The 17,062-nt window shown below is 64.8% G+C and carries 13 protein-coding genes; 10 read left to right on the forward strand and 3 right to left on the reverse strand.

Features of this window, described 5'->3' with window-relative positions; genetic code table 11:
• Positions 1–199: 199 nt before the first annotated feature.
• Entirely contained in the window at positions 200–709 is a 510-nt protein-coding gene (locus FAZ97_RS32510; protein WP_158762875.1) for a DUF1269 domain-containing protein, read from the reverse strand.
• Between the two features lie 426 nt (positions 710–1,135).
• Between FAZ97_RS32510 and FAZ97_RS32515 the strand changes: the two genes are divergently transcribed.
• The 3 genes from FAZ97_RS32515 to FAZ97_RS32525 are packed head-to-tail and all read left to right on the forward strand — an operon-like array spanning position 1,136 to position 4,996.
• Positions 1,136–1,858, forward strand: coding sequence for a gluconate 2-dehydrogenase subunit 3 family protein (locus tag FAZ97_RS32515; protein WP_158762876.1), 723 nt, complete (start codon positions 1,136–1,138; stop codon positions 1,856–1,858).
• A 3-nt stretch (positions 1,859–1,861) separates the two neighbouring features.
• Positions 1,862–3,637 carry a GMC family oxidoreductase gene (locus tag FAZ97_RS32520; RefSeq protein WP_158762877.1) on the forward strand — a complete coding sequence of 592 codons (1,776 nt, stop codon included), beginning with the start codon at positions 1,862–1,864 and terminating at the stop codon, positions 3,635–3,637.
• A gap of 21 nt (positions 3,638–3,658) precedes the next feature.
• Positions 3,659–4,996: a c-type cytochrome gene (locus FAZ97_RS32525; protein ID WP_158763361.1), complete on the forward strand. Its 1,338-nt coding sequence runs from the start codon at positions 3,659–3,661 to the stop codon at positions 4,994–4,996.
• 23 nt (positions 4,997–5,019) lie between these two features.
• On the opposite strand, the gene FAZ97_RS32530 is transcribed toward FAZ97_RS32525, so the two are convergent.
• Positions 5,020–6,945, reverse strand: a complete 1,926-nt coding sequence (locus tag FAZ97_RS32530; RefSeq protein WP_158762878.1) for a potassium transporter Kup — start codon at positions 6,943–6,945, stop codon at positions 5,020–5,022.
• Positions 6,946–7,213: 268 nt separating this feature from the next.
• On the opposite strand from FAZ97_RS32530, the gene FAZ97_RS32535 reads away from it, so the two are divergent.
• The 6 genes from FAZ97_RS32535 to FAZ97_RS32555 all read left to right on the forward strand — a co-directional run bounded on the left by FAZ97_RS32535 (position 7,214) and on the right by FAZ97_RS32555 (position 14,264).
• A complete protein-coding gene (locus FAZ97_RS32535) occupies positions 7,214–8,323 on the forward strand; it encodes a purine-nucleoside phosphorylase (RefSeq protein ID WP_158762879.1) in 1,110 nt (369 codons plus the stop codon).
• A 375-nt stretch (positions 8,324–8,698) separates the two neighbouring features.
• Entirely contained in the window at positions 8,699–10,003 is a 1,305-nt protein-coding gene (gene qhpG, locus FAZ97_RS32540; protein ID WP_158762880.1) for a flavin-dependent monooxygenase QhpG, read from the forward strand.
• A gap of 176 nt (positions 10,004–10,179) precedes the next feature.
• Positions 10,180–10,314 (forward strand): hypothetical protein, encoded by a 135-nt coding sequence (locus tag FAZ97_RS35655; RefSeq protein WP_267904772.1) that lies wholly within the window; start codon positions 10,180–10,182, stop codon positions 10,312–10,314.
• 1,028 nt (positions 10,315–11,342) lie between these two features.
• The gene (locus FAZ97_RS32545) at positions 11,343–12,497 is read left to right on the forward strand and encodes a GGDEF domain-containing protein (protein ID WP_158762881.1); all 1,155 of its coding nucleotides are present in this window, start codon (positions 11,343–11,345) and stop codon (positions 12,495–12,497) included.
• 112 nt (positions 12,498–12,609) lie between these two features.
• Positions 12,610–13,641 carry an SGNH/GDSL hydrolase family protein gene (locus tag FAZ97_RS32550; protein ID WP_158762882.1) on the forward strand — a complete coding sequence of 344 codons (1,032 nt, stop codon included), beginning with the start codon at positions 12,610–12,612 and terminating at the stop codon, positions 13,639–13,641.
• A gap of 287 nt (positions 13,642–13,928) precedes the next feature.
• Positions 13,929–14,264 carry a CBS domain-containing protein gene (locus FAZ97_RS32555; RefSeq protein ID WP_158762883.1) on the forward strand — a complete coding sequence of 112 codons (336 nt, stop codon included), beginning with the start codon at positions 13,929–13,931 and terminating at the stop codon, positions 14,262–14,264.
• A 65-nt stretch (positions 14,265–14,329) separates the two neighbouring features.
• Here FAZ97_RS32555 and FAZ97_RS32560 read toward each other — a convergent pair whose 3' ends face one another.
• A complete protein-coding gene (locus FAZ97_RS32560; RefSeq protein WP_158762884.1) occupies positions 14,330–15,502 on the reverse strand; it encodes a citrate synthase family protein in 1,173 nt (390 codons plus the stop codon).
• 174 nt (positions 15,503–15,676) lie between these two features.
• On the opposite strand from FAZ97_RS32560, the gene FAZ97_RS32565 reads away from it, so the two are divergent.
• The gene (locus FAZ97_RS32565) at positions 15,677–17,041 is read left to right on the forward strand and encodes an MFS transporter (protein WP_158762885.1); all 1,365 of its coding nucleotides are present in this window, start codon (positions 15,677–15,679) and stop codon (positions 17,039–17,041) included.
• Positions 17,042–17,062 lie beyond the last annotated feature (21 nt).

Here is a 17,062-nt window from a genome sequence, read left to right on the forward strand (position 1 = left end):
CGCGGTGTGAATGGCGGGCTAGAGGCGAGCTAAAGGCGGGCTAAAGGCGCGGGCAGCGCGGCGCACTCCCGGCTGCCGTAGATTGAGCGTTGCGGCCCTCAAATGGAATGCCAGCGCTGAGAAATGGGGCGCGATTTTTGGCTTGCGCACACGCTCAGGCCCGCACCGCAGCGGCGCCACGCACGACAGTCCGGCGCATTCAGGGAAAGATCGGCGACGTCGCTTCCGCGCCTTCCACATCGGCGCGCGGCACATGCTGGGCGATGCTCTCCTCGATCTCCGCTTCGCGCGAGCCGGGCACATCGGCCATGACCAGCAACTGGCCGTGTTCGATCGGACCGTTGAAGCGCGTAAGCGTCGTGTTCGGCTCGTCCACGCCGATCATGCCGGCCGCCCACGCGCCGAAGATCGCGCCGGCCAGGGTCAACGCGACGACCACCCCGCCCGTGATATCGAAGTCCGAGAGCGGAAACATCAGCGCCACGAGCCCGACAATCGCGCCGGTCGCAGCACCGAACATCACGCCGCGCTCCAGCGCGTGCACGAGGTCGCTGCGCTGCAGCAGCGAAGCCTCGGGCAAGCGTTCGAGCCCCACGCTGTGATTGGCGAGCACATGGATGTGGCGCCACGTGATGCGCGCGCGCAGCAGATCGTCGACGATCGCCTGCGCCGTGGTGGTGTCGGGGGCGAGGAAATAAAGGCGTCTCATGATGCCCTCCTTCGACCATGCGGCGACGCGCCTGCGACCGGCTCGCCGCCGCATGACTACGATGCGATTCCGATAATCCTACGCCTGAGTTCTTGTCAACGCGACAGCCTGACGCGGATTTGCATTGGGTTTGTTTGAGCCATCGGCGTTTTGATTTCTTTGCATTTCGCTGAGCGCCTGCACGCGGCGATCCGCCTCCCGACAAGCGCGGGGCCGCGAGAACTTGTCACACGTCAACCGAATCGGTTGCATTCGCCGCGCAAGTCGCACCCGTGGACATTCGGAGCTGACTTTCCGAACGCAAAAAGTCCCACAAAAACAGGGAGTTTTCCCGACATAGGGGTCGTGGCCCGGCGACGCGATCTCGAAAACACGGCGCATCTGTTCCCCCTACCATCGCTCACCTCATATCGAGAGGAACAGCCCATGTCCACCGAACAGGATCCGCGCCGTCAATTCCTGCGGCGCATGCTCGCCATCGTGCCGACCGCATCGCTTGCAACGGGAGTTGCGCTCTCGCAGTCCGCCTGCAAGCCGTCTTCCGCGCCGTCGGCCGCCGCGGCGCCGCCCTACCAGCCCGACTATTTCACGGCAGACGAATGGCGCTTTCTGCAGGCTGCCGTCGACCGCCTGATTCCGTCGGACCACCTGGGCCCAGGCGCGCTCGAAGCGGGCGTGCCGGAATTCATCGACCGTCAGATGGAAACGCCCTGGGGCCACGGCAAGCTCTGGTACATGCAGGGGCCGTTTCATGTGAGTGAAGCGCCGGAACTCGGCTACCAGTTGAATCTCGCGCCGCGCGACGTGTACCGGCATGGCATCAAGGCTTGCGACGAGTGGTGCCGCCAGCACTACAGCGGCAAATCATTCGCATTCCTGAGCAATGCCGAACAGGAAGCCGTGCTGCAGGCCATGGAGCACGGCAAAGCCCACTTCGACCCGGTTGCGGCCAGCACGTTCTTCGGCTTCCTCCTCGCGAACGCGAAAGAGGGTTTTTTCGCCGACCCCATCTATGGCGGCAACAAGCAAATGGCGGGCTGGAAAACGATCGGCTTTCCCGGCGCACGCGCCGATTTTGCCGACTGGATCGACCAACCGGGTGTGAAGTACCCCTATGGCCCGGTTTCTATCGACGGAAGCAGAGGCTGACCGATGACCATCAAAATGAACAAGGTGGATTGCGTGATCGTCGGGTTCGGCTGGACCGGCGCGATTCTCGCCCACGAACTCACGCAAGCCGGACTGAACGTCGTGGCGCTCGAACGCGGCGCGATGCGCGACACGCCCACCGACGCGAAGTATCCGCAAATCGCCGACGAACTCAAATACGCCGTGCGCGGCAAGCTGTTTCAGGACCTCTCGCGCGAGACAGTCACGATTCGCCACGGCGTGAACGATCTCGCGGTGCCCTACCGCCAGCATGGCTCCTTTCTGCTGGGCAACGGCGTGGGCGGCGCGGGCTTCCACTGGAACGGCATGCACTACCGCGTCCTGCCCGAAGAATTGCAGCTGCGTTCGACCTACGAGGCGCGCTACGGCAAGCGCTTCATCCCGGAAGGCATGCAGGTGCAGGACTTCGGCGTGACGTACGACGAACTCGAACCGCATTTCGATTTCGCCGAGAAGGTGTTCGGTACCTCGGGCAAGGCCGGCAATCTCCAGGGGCAGATCCAGCTCGGCGGCAATCCGCTCGAAGGCGCGCGCAGCAGCGAGTACCCAACGCCGCCGCTCAAGAACACCTTGGGCGCGCAACTGTTTGAAATGGCCGCGCGTGAAGCAGGCTTCAACCCGTATGCCGCGCCCGCCGCAAACGCTTCGCAGGCCTACACGAATCCGTACGGCGTACGGCTCGGCCCATGCAATTTCTGCGGCTTCTGCGAGGACTTCGGTTGCTTCATGTACTCGAAGGCCTCGCCGCAGACCACCATTCTCCCGGCTTTGCTCAAGAAGCCGAACTTCGAGCTGCGCACGAATTCCTATGTGACGAAGGTGCTGCTCGACGGCAGCCGCAAGCAAGCCGTGGGCGTGAGTTACGTCGACGCGCAGGGCCGCGAGGTCGAACAGCCGGCCGACCTCGTGATCGTTGCAGCGTTCCAGATGCACAACGTGCGCCTGCTGCTGCTCTCGGGCATCGGCAAGCCGTACGACGCGAAGACGGGTGAAGGCGTGGTGGGCCGCAACTACGCGTACCAGATGAACGGCGCCATCAACGTGCTGCTGCCTAAGGAAACCCTGCTGAATCCGTTCGTCGGCTCGGGCGCGGGCGCCGTGGCAATGGACGACCTCAATGGCGACCAGTTCGACCACGGGCATCTGGGCTTTCTCGGCGGCGCGAGCGTACGCCACGCGCGCACGGGCGGCCGCCCGATCGGCCAGGCGTCCACCGCGCCCGGCACGCCCGCCTGGGGCAGCCAATGGAAGGCGGGCGTGGTCGATGCGTATCAGCGCTTCCTGAGCATCGGCATTTCCGGCTCGGTGATGCCGTACCGCGACGCGTACCTCGACCTCGATCCGACCTACCGCGACGCCCATGGAGTGCCGCTCCTGCGCATGACATTCGACTGGCACGACAACGAGTACCGCATGCTCGACTACGTGGGCACGCGCGTGGAGGAGGTCGCGAAGGTCATGAAGCACGACGCGTACTACCGCGCGATCCGCAAGCCGGGCGACCACTACGACACCCGCCTCTACCAGTCCACTCACACAACCGGCGGCGCCGTCATGGGCGACTCGCCGCAAACGAGCGTGGTCAACAAGTACCTGCAGAGCTGGGACGTGCACAACGTGTTCGTGATGGGCGCTTCGGCGTTTCCGCAGAACATGGGCTACAACCCGACCGGACTCGTGGCGGCGCTGGCCTATCACGCGGCGAAAGCGATCCGCGAGCAGTACCTGAAGCACCCCGCACCGCTCGTTCATGCGTAAGGAGGAATGCATTTCATGAGGATGACGAAATACTCGCGTGCCGTGCTGGCCTCTTCCGCACTGGCGCTGTCCGGCTGGTTCTCGCACGCACTCGCGGACGAGCGCGCGGCCACCCAGCAGCCCGGCGCCAACGCCGCGCTCCCCGCGCTCATTGAAAAGGGCCGCTACCTCGCCACCGTGGCCGACTGCACGGCCTGCCACACGGCGACGGGTGGCAAACCGTTCGCGGGCGGCGTTGGCATCGGCTCGCCCATCGGCACGATCTACTCGACCAATATCACGCCCGACAAGCGCACCGGCATCGGCGACTACACGCTGCGCGACTTCGATCGCGCGGTGCGCCGCGGCATTGCGAAAGATGGCTCCACGCTCTACCCCGCCATGCCCTATGTGTCGTACGCAAAGACGACGCCCGAGGATATCGAGGCCCTCTACGCGTACTTCATGCATGCGGTCGCGCCGGTCGAGCAGGCCAATCGCGCGGAAGGCATTGCCTGGCCGCTGTCGATGCGCTGGCCGTTGCGCTTCTGGCGCATGATGTTCGCGCCCGCGCCACTCGCCGCCAACGTGCCGGCAAGCACAGACCCCGTGACGCGCGGAAGCTATCTGGTCGAGGGATTCGCGCACTGCGGCTCGTGCCACACACCGCGCGGGTTTGGCCTCCAGGAGCAGGCGCTGAGCGACAACAAGAAGGTCTATCTTTCGGGCGGCGTAGTGGACGGCTATCTCGCGAAAAACCTGCGTGGAGACGCTAAAAACGGCCTCGGCACGTGGAGCGAAAGCGACATTGTGGCGTTTCTGAAGCAAGGACGATCCGACGATGCGGCGGCGTTCGGCGGCATGGTCGACGTGGTCCAGCACAGCACGCAATACATGAGCGACGCCGACCTCGGCGCGATTGCGGCGTACCTCAAGACGCTCGCCCCCGCCGATCCCAACGGCGATGCGCTCGTCCCCGACCCGACCGCGGCAGACGCCTTGCGCGCCGGCACGGACCGCAGCAACGGGGCGCTCACGTTCGTGGACAACTGCGCTGCCTGCCATCGCACGACGGGCGCAGGCTACGACGCCACATTCCCGAAGCTCGCCAGAAGCTCGGTGGTCAACAGCGACAACCCCGCCTCGCTGATCCGCCTCGTGCTCAAGGGCGGCCAGATGCCCTGGACGACCTCCGCGCCCACGCACTACGCCATGCCAGGCTTTGCGCAGCGCCTCACCGACCGCGATATCGCCGACGTGCTGAGCTTCGTGCGCTCGAGCTGGGGCAATCGCGCGCCGGCCGTTACGGCGTCCGACGTGGCGAAGACGCGTAAGGCCGCGCAGGCAGCGCCGCAACCCACGCGCGCCGAAAACCCGTAAGCGCGAGCGCGCGTCGAGTACGCCTAGATCTCGACGCGCGCGCCGACCTCGATCACGCGATTGGCCGGCAGCTTGAAAAACGCCGCGATATTCCCGACGTTGTGCAGCATCACTGCGAAAAGACGCTCACGCCAGATCGCCATGCCATGGCCGCGCGTGGGCACCACCACTGCGCGGCTCAGGAACCATGACGTTTCGTCGAGATCGAAGGTCAGCTCCGCGGATTGGTACGCGGCAAGTGTGCATGGCAAATCCACCTCGTCCTTGAATCCATAATTGACGACGACGTAATAGCAGCCCGGGCAGAGCAGCTCGACCTTCACGCGCTCGCTTTCGGCCACCCATGGCACGTCTTTTGTCATCACGCTCAGGAATACGACGCGTTCGTGCAGCACCCGGTTGTGCCGCAAATTGTTGACGAGCGCATGCGGGACGGCGTTCGCATTCGGCGTGAGGAAGATCGCGGTGCCGCCCACGCGCACGGGGTTGCTTTCGAGCAGCGCCGTGAGATAGGGCTTGAGTGGCTTCTTGCCGGCGCGTACGCGCGCCTCGGTCATCATCATTTCCCAGCCCTTTCCCCAGGTCGCCATGACCGTGAACATCAGTGCGCCGATCACGAGCGGGAACCAGCCGCCGTCCACGATCTTGAGCAGATTGGCCGAGAAGAACATGGCGTCGATCACGAAGAAGAACGCCGTGGCGAACAGGCACAGCGCCCAGTTGTAGTGCCATGCGTAGCGCACGACGAAGAACGTGAGGAACGTCGTGATAAGCATCGTGCCGGTCACGGCAATACCGTAGGCCGAGCCGAGCGCTGTGGACGAACGGAACCCCACCACCGCCGCCACCACGGCGACGAGCAGGATCCAGTTGATGCCGGGCACGTAGATCTGCCCGATCTCGCGCTCCGACGTATGCACGATGCTCATGCGCGGCAGGAACGAGAGCTGCATGGCTTGCATCGCCATTGAATAGGTACCCGAAATAACGGCCTGCGACGCGATGACGGTGGCGACGGTCGCGAGCACGATCATCGGCACGATGGACCATTGCGGGAAGAGCCGGTAAAACGGGCTTTGCACGGCGCCCGGGTTCGCCAGCAGCAGCGCGCCCTGCCCGAGATAATTGAGCGCGAGCGCGGGAAACACAATGCCGAACCACGTGAGGCGGATCGGCTGCTTGCCGAAGTGGCCCATGTCGGCATAGAGCGCCTCGGCGCCCGTGAGCGAGAGCACGACGGCGCCGAGCGCGACGAAGGCGAGCCAGCGGTGATGCAGGCAGAACGCGAGACCCTCTCGCGGATCGAGCGCGAACAGCACGGCCGGCGCGGAGGCAATGTTGGCCACGCCCGCCACGCCGATCACGATGAACCAGAGCACCATCACCGGACCGAATACGGCGCCGATTCCCCCCGTGCCGTGCTTTTGCGTGAGGAACAGCACGATGAGCGCCGCAAGCGTCACCGGAATCACATAGGTCTTGAGCGCGGGCTCGGCCACTTCGAGGCCTTCCACGGCGCTCAGCACCGAGATGGCCGGCGTGATCACGCTGTCGCCGAAGAAGAGCGCCGCGCCCATCACGCCGATCACGAGCAGCATGTTACGCAGATGCGGCCGCGACGCGACCGAGGAAGCCGCGAGCGCGAGCAGCGCCATGATGCCGCCCTCGCCGTGATTGTTCGCACGCAGGATGAGCGCGACGTACTTGAGCGAGACGACGACCATGAGCGACCAGAAGATCAGCGAGACGATGCCTACGATATTGAAAGCATTGACCGCGAGGCCGTTGGCGGGATCGAACACGGTGGCGAGCGTGTACAGCGGGCTCGTGCCGATGTCGCCGTAGACCACGCCGAGCGCGGCCAGTGCGAGCGCGGGAAGCGCCGGGCGATGCGGGCCGGAGTCGCCAAGGCGCTCGTGCGCGTGCGCCGCGGATGCGGAATGTCCCATGTCTCCCTCCTCGTGGCAGCGGGGCCGGGGGGCCGCGCGGCCTTGTCGCTTCGTTTGTTGCTTCGTATTGGCGAGGCTGCCCCTGTTGGGCGCGCTAGTCGAAGTATAGGAATTTCGGACAAAAATGCGCTTCGCGTGGCGCACACCCGCAACGGTGCCGCGTGTGGCGCCGTGCTTTCGCAAAACTGTCATAGTCGAGCGTATTTTCCTGACCATTTAGCCGGTCGATCGTGCCACCCAGTACGCGTACAACCCAAGGACTTGCACAATGCGAACCCGCCTCACGTTGCTCTGCGCCGCGCTGTCGCTCGCTGCGTGCGCGTCGCAGCCCCTTTCGACACAATCAAGCGCCGGTACGCTTTCTGCGCAACCCTCGGCCTTTGCGCAGGCCGGCGCCGCCGCGCACGGCCGGGCCGTGAAAGTCATGATCGTGACGATGTTCGCACCCGAAGCGAAGACGTGGCTCGACCGGCTCGGTCCCTGGGAGTCCGTGACGATTGCGGGCCTCTCGCCCGACTACCCCACGGTGCAATGCAATGCCGACGACGTTTGCGTGATGACGACCGGCATGGGCCATGCAAACGCCGCCGCCTCGACCATGGCCCTCGTCTTCGCGCCTCAGTTCGACCTGCGCAAGACCTACTTCCTCATCGCGGGCATTGCGGGTGTGAACCCCGAGCGCGGCACGATCGGCTCGGCGGCGTGGTCGGACTGGCTCGTCGATTTCGGCCTGCAGTGGGAGATCGACGGCGAGGGCCGTCCGCGCGGCTGGCGCACCGGGTATCTGGGCATCAATACGAAAAGTCCCGACGCAACACCGGCGCTCGACTATCGCACCGAGGTGTTCCGCCTGAACCCGAGGCTGACCGAAGCCGCCTGGGCGATCTCGCACGACGTCACCCTCGCCGATAACGCGCAGGCCCAGGCCGCGCGCGCGAAATATGCTTATGCTCCCGCCAACCGGCAGCCCACGGTGATCCGTTGCGATTCGGTCGCCGACGACACCTGGTGGTCGGGTAAGGCGCTCGGCGCGAGGGCGAGCGAGTTCACGCGCCAGTTGACCGGCGGACAAGGCGTGTACTGCATGACGCAGCAAGAGGACAACGCCACGTTCGAAGCACTCAGCCGAGCGGCGCGTGCGCAACGCGTGGATCTCGACCGCGTGGCCGTGCTGCGTGCGGGCTCGGATTTCGATCGTCCGTATGCGGGCGAATCGAATGCGGCCAATCTGCTGAACTATGCCAGCCAGGGGGGCTTCGCCCCTGCGTTAGAGAACCTCTATCGCGCGGGTCATCCGCTCGTGCAGACCATCGTCGGGCATTGGAGCGAGTGGCAGAATGGCGTGCCTTCAGGTCCTTCGCGAGGCACGCCTCGTTAGCATCGTCGCGCCCTGTCCCCGCTTTGCGGCCACACATCGAGCCATCCTTGTGAGGAATACAGACGATCGATGCATCGCGCTACCCGGCACTCATCGTCAATTCGCGAAGCAATTACAGCGCACGATCGTTCATACGCATTGCGCATGGGAATACGGGATTTTCGCTACTGAAATCCTCCTTTGACCGGATAGCTTTATCGCTGCATCTATGCCAGATTAGGTCTCACTCATTTCGAGCGCAGCGCAGGGGTCGCGAAGCGATGCGCCATGATTCACGGGGGACAGCATGTACGTGTACTTCCCTCCCCTTCATGCCGCCATGCCCGTCATGTTCGCTTGTGTGCCCGCGTGTGGCCATTCGCGAGCGAGCGCGTCATGAATGCCGCCAGCATCGTCGTGCTCGGCGCGGGGCCCGCGGGCGCAGCCGTGGCGCGCGCGCTCGCGGGGCTCGGCTATCACGTCCAGGTGGTGAGCGACTGGCGCCGCTTCGACGCTGCAGAAACTTTGTCGGCACGCGTGATAGAAGCGCTGCGCCGCGCCGGCCTGCATCGCGCGGCCAGTTGCGGCGAGGGACCTTGCGTGCGTACGACACTCTGGAACGGCGCGCTGCGAACGCTCGACGCTGAATTCCTCGTCGATCGGCGTGTGTTCGATACAGCCTTGCGCGAGGACGTGTGCGGTGCCGGCGTGAACCTGATCGAGGCGAATGTGCGCTCGCTGCAGTCCACTTCCGCGGGTCACGATCTCATGATCGAAACCGCCGACGGACCGCTCACATTGCGCGCGGACTTTCTTGTCGAAGCGCGCGGCCGCCTCGCACCGCTATTGCGCGACGCCACGCGCGGCCCGCAAACCGTGAGCCTGCTGAACGTATGGAAAGGCAGCGCGGGCGCGCCGGCCACTGCGGTGGAAAGCCTGCCGGCCGGCTGGGCATGGATGGCGCGGCTAGGCGATGGCCGTTGCTACTGGCAATTGACGCTGGACGTGACGAACCCCGAGCTGCCGCAGCGCGGTGAACTGCTCGCGTTCTGCGAGCGCATGCGTCACTCGCCGCTTGCCAGCGACTTCTTCGCAGGCGACGCCGCGAACGACGTGCGCCTCTACGCGCGCAGCAGCACCGCGACGCTGTGCGGCCGCACCGGCGGCCACAACTGGCTGCGCGTGGGCGACGCCGCCATGGCCGTCGATCCGCTCGCCGGCAATGGCGTGTTCCAGTCGCTCACCTCCGCGTTGCAGGCGCCCGCGGTGATCCATACGCTGCTTGCGCGGCCCGAGCGCGCGCCGCTCGCGCTGCGCTTTCACCAGCAGCGCATCGAGCAGTTGTTCATGCGCTTCGCGCGTACCGGGCGCGATGTGTATGCGCTCGAACAGCGCTGGACCACGCAGCCGTTCTGGCAAACGCGTGGCGCGTGGCCCGATGACCGGCCGGCTCACGTGAGCGCCGATTTCAACGAGTTGAATGTGGGACGCGCGCCCGTGATCGATGGCGGCATGATTGCTGAAGCGGACGTGGTCGCGAGCCCGGACCAGCCGCTCGGCATCTGGCATCTCTGCGACGCCGCGCTCGCGCCGGTGGTCGAGGCGCTGCGGCGTGAGCCTGCCGAGCAGGTGCTCAAGTCGCTCGATGCGGATCAGGCAAGGATGATTCGGCACTGGCTTGCCATGCAGGATTTTCCGTGACTGATGGCTGGCTGATTGGACTGGCGCTTTGGTGTTTTCCTTTGGCGTTTCCTTGTTTTCGTGTCGGTATGCCAAGCGTTGACTCTGTGCGGGGCGGCACCTACTTTTCTTTGCAGCGGTGTATGGACCGGAGACATGGGTAATGCTCTGGGCGAGTGAATCGTCTGGAGCCGCTCTTGCCCTGGAACCCGGGAGACACCACGAACCTGCGTCTGGAATTTATCCATCTGGTCGTGCATGAACGCGCCAACCGGCGGGAGCTGTGCCGGCGCTTCAGCATCAGTCACGATCCCCGCTTCGCGCAAGTGTGAATCATGCGCTCGCTCGCGGTATCGAACCGGCCCGGTCCGCAGCGCGCACCAACGAGGCCGCCTTCGATAATGCCAACGTGTGCCGTTACCTTGTGACGGTTCACGCCACTGCGTTCCGCGAGGCTGACCGCCGTTCCCTTCGTGCGCGTAAGCGCGTTCGCAATGATCGCGCTATGTAGCGCTTCAATCGCCGCATGTCCCGCGAGCAACGACACAACGCGCACGAACAGCACGCGTGGCACAGGTGCGAGGCGTTCGAACTGGCGACGAATGCGCGCGGCCTGCGCGTTTGCCTGTATACATCGATGCGGAAGGCACGCCTTGATTAAGCATACCCAAGTAAAAAAACGAAGCGCTCGACGTCATGGCGTAGCGCGCAATAAATGGCCGACGCGCTGCTGAGTTGCGCCTATCCCCACGTCGGCAGGGATCGGGCGCAGCATTTCTTATATCGGATTCGGTCTGGATCGATCATGAAAACCAAGACGCAATACATAGCCCCAATGTCCGTTTGGAGTCTCTTGCACGAATCCAGACGAGCATCCTGCGCATCTTATGCATTAGCTTAGTCGCCATTGCCCCGCTTCGGCGGGCCTTTTGATTCGAGAGCCAAGCGCACCTGTTCGCTCGTGGACGCGGACGTTGTCCCCTTCGACACCGACGGCGTCCTATGCGCCATCACCACGCGCCACCAGAGCGACGTCTCAACGGTGTTCGTGCTCTGGGTCGTGTGCTCGGCGAGCGCATGCACGGCTTCTCGCGAGAGGCTCGACTCGATGTCCCCCCAGTGCCCGCGTTCTACGCAAAGCCCACGAGCCAGCAGGAAATGCGATCACTAGATAAGCCGCGCGCCCGACCCGCCCGGGCTCGATACAGAACGCATAGCACCGTGGCGCGACGTGTGAGCCGGCCGCAGACACGCCGCCGACGCCGTATGGACAATCCGGGAACGTGCGTCGCACTATTAAGTTTCGGCGTAAAATGCGCCGTTCGCCGCGATGTACCGGCGTAGAAGCCTCACGCCAGCGATGCACGTCGATCTACTTACCATCTACTTTCTCCTGATCGGGACCCTGTTAGCCAGCTCCCTGATCACGCTCTGGGAACATCGAACGCATCCCGCACGCAGCAAGGCCTTACGGATTCTTGCCGCCGGATACGCCACCCTCGCCACCGGGTGCGCAGCGGTGCTCGTGCGCGCCGATCTGCCGGGCGTATGGGGCGCGGCACTAAGCAACCTGATCATCATGGCCGGCTATCTGCTGGTTCTGCACGGCGTCGCGACGCTGAACGGCCGGCAATACCGGGCAGCCTCGATCGCCCTGCTCGCCTTGATCGCGCTGACATGGGCGACATGGGGCGCACGGCATCCCGCCGACATGTGGTACTACGCGAGCGCGTTTCCCATCGCCCTCGTGAGCGGCATGACCTCGCGCGAGCTGTTACGCGGCGACGGCATGAAAGGGGTGCAGTCGCGCCACGTCGCGACGTTCGTCACTGGCTTCCATGCCCTTTTTTACGTGTTCAGGACGTTCGTGCTCCCCTTGCTGGGCAGCCGCTATGGGGATGGCTTCGTCGCACTCGTCAGCAAGATCACGATGTATGAAGGCGTGCTGTATTCGATCGTTCTGCCCATGTCCCTGCTCAGGCTGCTTCGCGAGGAAACGCACGGGCAGCTTTTGCGCGAATCCCAAACGGACTACCTGACCCGACTTGGCAACCGCCGCTGGTTCTTCGAAGAAGGCGAACGCGTGATGCGCGAGCTTGGGACTAGCCAGCCGGTTTCGCTCCTCGCCTTCGATCTCGACCACTTCAAGACCATCAACGACCGCTACGGCCACAAGACCGGCGACGATGTCCTCAAGACGTTCGCGGACATCGCCCGCAGCGCCGTGGGACCCGATGCAATCCTCGCGCGTATCGGCGGTGAAGAGTTCGCCGCCCTGCTGCCGGGCCATGACCGCTTGCGCGCCAAAGCGGTGGGCGAAGCGATCGCGAGGCGTTTCGCTCAAACCGCCACGCACAAGATCGAAGGCGTCGACCTACGCGCCACCGTGAGCATCGGCCTCGCGCAACATGGGCACGAGGCGTCCACGCTCTCGGACCTGCTGGCCGCGGCCGACGCCGCGCTCTACAGCGCGAAATCGCTGGGCGGCAACCGGCTCGAAATGCTGGTGCTCTAGCAGCGCAAGCCTCGTCAGCCATTTGTAGGCTGCGCGCATCCTTTTTGCTGGCCCACTTACGCTCGCCCTATCCGGTCGCGGGCGCAACCGCGGCACGCGGTAAGGGGGCACAATGGCAACGATCGATACACGGATTCGGGTGGCATTTTCTGCCGGACTCATTGTCCTGCTCGTGGCTTGCGGCGGCGGTGGCGGCAGCAGCGCAGGCGGCGGCTCGAGCACCGGCACGAGCACGCCGGCAGGCGGCGTCAAGCTGCAGATCGTCTCGTTCGGCGACAGTCTTTCCGATGTCGGCACCTACGCGCCGATTGCGAGCGCCGTGGGCGGCGGGCGGTTCACGACCAACCCCGGCCAGGTCTGGTCCCAGGATGTCGCGCAATATTATGGTGACAGCCTGAGCGCCGCCTACACGGTCAGCATCGATCACAAGCTGAGCGCGCAAGGCGGCTTCGGCTACGCCGAGGGCGGCTCGACGGTCGCCACGCCGGCCGACCAGTACGACTTCCTCTCGGACGTGATCGGCAACATCGAAATGCCGGTCAATCAGCAGGTTTCGAGCTATATCTCCGCGCACGGCAGCTTCAACTCCGGCCAGCTCGTGCTGGTCTGGGCAGGCGCGAACGACGTGCTGCGCGCGGGCAATCCGCCCACCGCCAATACCGTCGTGCAGACTGCCGCCACGACGCTCGCGCAAATCGTCGGACAGATCGTGCAGGCCGGCGCCACGCATGTCGTGGTCATCAACGTGCCGAACATCGGGCTCGCGCCCAAGGGCATTGCCTCTGCCGACGGCGGCGCGAATCTGACCCAGCTATCGCAGCTCTTCAACTCCACGCTGAATGGCGCGTTGCAGGCCGACGGTTTGCAAGGCAAGGTCGTCCAGGTCGATTCATACACGTGGATCACGCAGCTCGTCGCGAACTTCCAGGCAAACGGATTTAGCATGTCCAACACGGCCCAGGCGTGCGACCCTTCGAAAACGCCGGACGACACCTCGCTGCTCTGCTCGCCGGCCACCTACGTCACGGCCAATGCCGACCAGACCTATATGTTCGCCGACGACCTGCACCCGACCACGCACACGCATTCGCTCTTCGCGGCGTACGTCGAGCAGCAGATCGCGGCGAGCGGTCTGGGCCATTGAGCGCTGGATTCATGCGGCCGCCGCGCGTAGCCAGCACACACTTACCGGTGGATGTGACCTACACTCAGTGCGTGACGCAATTCGCAATCCGCTCGAACGTGACCGCCCTATGCAGCGAGGAGACCATCGCCTGCCATAGATGCGCATCGCTGGCAGTGCGAGCCGTTGTTCGTTGTGAACGCCGATTCTGGCGCCTTGGCGCCGTGTGCCCCCGCCGGCGAGCCTGCCGGAATCGTGCGACGAATGCGACGGATGTAGACTCGTCGCGTCACGCTGAAGGAGCGACCATGCGTGCACTCGACATCACGACCGGGTCCGTTGTCACCGCCATGCCGGAGATGACGATCCGCGACGTGGCGACCTTGTTCGTCGACAACGACATCGGCGGCTTGCCGGTCATCGACGCGACGGGAAAGGTCGTCCGCATCGTCAGCCACAGCGATCTCCTGCTGCGAATAGAGAACGGCGCGGGCCGCGCCAGGCGTGCGTGGTGGCGCGAAATCATGGCGTCGTCGCCACGCGAACAAGCCGCACCCGCAGCGCCTCACATGGTCGCCGGCGAAGCGCACGACGACGACCCGATCGTCCATGAATCGCTTCCGGGCGTGGCGCCCACGCTCTAGCACGACGTTCAAACATCGACTGCATACGTCTGTCACATCTGGAGAATGACGGCGGCGTCCTTCCGTCAATACTCCTGATGATTTCCGGCGCCTGCGGGACCGATATAGTTGGCCCGCGGCCGCAGCAGCGTGCCGCTCGTCATCTGCTCGATGGCGTGCGCCATCCAGCCCACGCTGCGGCCGATGGCGAAGATGGCGAACACCGCGTCTTCCGGCAAACGGCTATAGCTGGCAAGCGCGGTGAGCGCGATGTCGATCGTCGGCGCGAGACCGCGCGATACGTGAACGTAGTCGATCAGCGCGTGCACGTCGTCCGGTACGTCGAACGCCGCGAGCAGGTCTGCCGCGCGCGGATCGCCTTGCGGATAAAGCTCGTGGCCGAAACCCGGCAGCGGCCCGTTCGACTTGAGCCACCGCTCGGCCGCCACAGCGACGCCCATCTCGCGCACATGGCCGAGCAGCGCCTGCACGCGCAATGCGGCGTCGCCGTGCAAGGGCCCGGCAAACGCGGCCAGGCCCGCCAGCATGCACGAGCCGAGCGACGCCCCCGTCGACGCGGCCACGCGCGCCGCGAACGCCGATGTCGTCAGCTCCTGGTCCGCCAGCAACGCGAGTGCACGCCGCAGCAAGTCCGCCTGCGCTTCGCATCGCCACGCACGCGCGAGACGCGCATGCAGCGCACCGCTTTCACCGAATGCGCCGATATTGTCCGGACCGACGAAGGCGCTCGCAAAGCGGCCCACGAGGCGCGCCGCTTCGTCGTTCAGCCGTGCAGCAACCACCGCACCGCCCGAAGGCGGTTGCGCCGCGGCGAGCGCGATCGACGCATACACCCGCGCGCGCGGCGGCGCGCCAACGGGCACGCTCACGTCGTCGTGGGAGGTGGGGAAGACCGGCGCAGCATCTGTTTCCCATAGACACTGCGCCACTTCTTCGAGCGTCGCCCGGTTCGCGAGTTCGACCGCATCGTGCCCGCGGTAGTAAAGTCTGCCCCGCGCGATCGTGGAAATGCGCGTGTTGATGATGGGCTCGCCCCATGCCATCGTGCTGGCCGCGATGTTCTTGTGGGCGCGCCCCAGATCGCGCTTCTTCCTGAGCGCCGCGATATCCGATCCGCTATACAGCTTGCGGCTTGGGTGCTCCGGGTCCCAGCGGACCTCGATGCGCCCGCGGCTCACATACGCGTACAACGTCTGCTTGCGCACGCCCAGCGCATGACAGGCCTCCTCCTGTGTCATCCAGTTTTCCACTCGCTTTCCCTGGGTTCGGCTGGTTGATTCACTTAATCAAGATTGACGCGTTCTGGCGGGGTGCGTCAAATACAGTCAATCCGACCCGCACATGCAGATGTCGCTTACGGGTACGGATCGACAATGATAACCGCGCCTTAGAGCCCGACACTGGAGACACCGATGTCCACGCAGAGGTCCGTCAGCTACGCCGCCACTGAAGTCACAAGCGCCGCGCGCGCCACTCGCACGCGATACACGATTCTGGCCGCCATCCTGCTGCTCGCGACGGTCGCCTACGCAGACCGCGCGATCCTCTCGATCGCCGGGCCCGGCATCGCAAAAGAATTCGGGCTCAACCCTATCCAGCTCGGCTACGTGCTCTCGGCGTTCAGCTGGGCCTATGTGGTCGGGCAGATTCCCGGCGGCCTGCTGCTCGACCGCGTCGGCACGAAAGTCATGTACGCCGCCACGCTGATCCTGTGGTCGCTCGCAACGATCCTCGTGGGCTTCGTCGGCCACGTCACGACCGATATGTCGGTGGCGCTGGGCCTGCTGTTCGCCTTGCGCTTCGCGCTCGGGCTCATCGAGGCGCCGAGCTTCCCCGCCAACAGCCGCGTGACGGTCATGTGGTTCCCGAAGGAAGAGCGCGGCTTCGCCACGTCGTTGTTTGCGTCCGCATCGTATTTCGCGGTGGCGATCTTCTCGCCGTTCGCAGGCTGGCTTACCAGTCAATTCGGCTGGCCGGCGCCGTTCTTCGCGCTCGGCCTGATCGGCATTGCCAGCGCCGGCGTCTGGGTGCGCGTGATGCACGAGCCGCGCAAGCACCCGCGCGTGTCTCCCGCCGAACTCGACCGTCTCGTCGCGGGCGGCGCGATGATCGACATCGACTCGAAGCTCGAGCGTCTGTCGCGCCCCGCGGTGTCCGGCAAGGCGCTGCGCATGCTGCTGGGCAACCGCATGCTCTGGTGCTCGTATATCGGCCAATATTGCGTGATCGCGCTGAGCTATTTCTTCATCACGTGGTTTCCGATCTACCTCGTGCAGGCGCGCGGCATGAACGTCATGCAAGCCGGCCTCGCGACGATGCTGCCGGCGATCGCGGGCTTTCTCGGCGGCATTGCGGGCGGTGCGATTTCGGACGCGCTGATCCGGCATGGCTGGAGCGTTTCGTGGGCGCGCAAGACGCCCTATATCGTCGGCATGGCGGTGGGCTGCTGCATCGTGTTCTCGGCATTCACCGAAAGCAACACCGTGATCATCCTGCTCATGACGCTCGCTTTCTTCGGCAAGGGCGCAGCGGCCGGCGCGGGCACCTGGGCCATTGTCTGCGATACCGCGCCGCGCGAAGCCGTTGGCCTCGCCGGTGCGATTTTCAACTGCATCGGCAATATTGGCGGTATCGTCACGCCTATCGTGTTCGGCTATATCGTGCAGGCAACGGGCGGCTACACGGCGGGTCTTTATTTTGTCGCGGCACACTGTGTAGTCGCGGCGCTGGTTTATCTCGTGTTCATGGGCCGCATCGAGCGCGTGAGAGTCAGCTGAGCGCGGGCCCACGCATTAACC

Source organism: Paraburkholderia acidiphila (assembly GCF_009789655.1).
GTDB classification, from domain to species: domain Bacteria; phylum Pseudomonadota; class Gammaproteobacteria; order Burkholderiales; family Burkholderiaceae; genus Paraburkholderia; species Paraburkholderia acidiphila.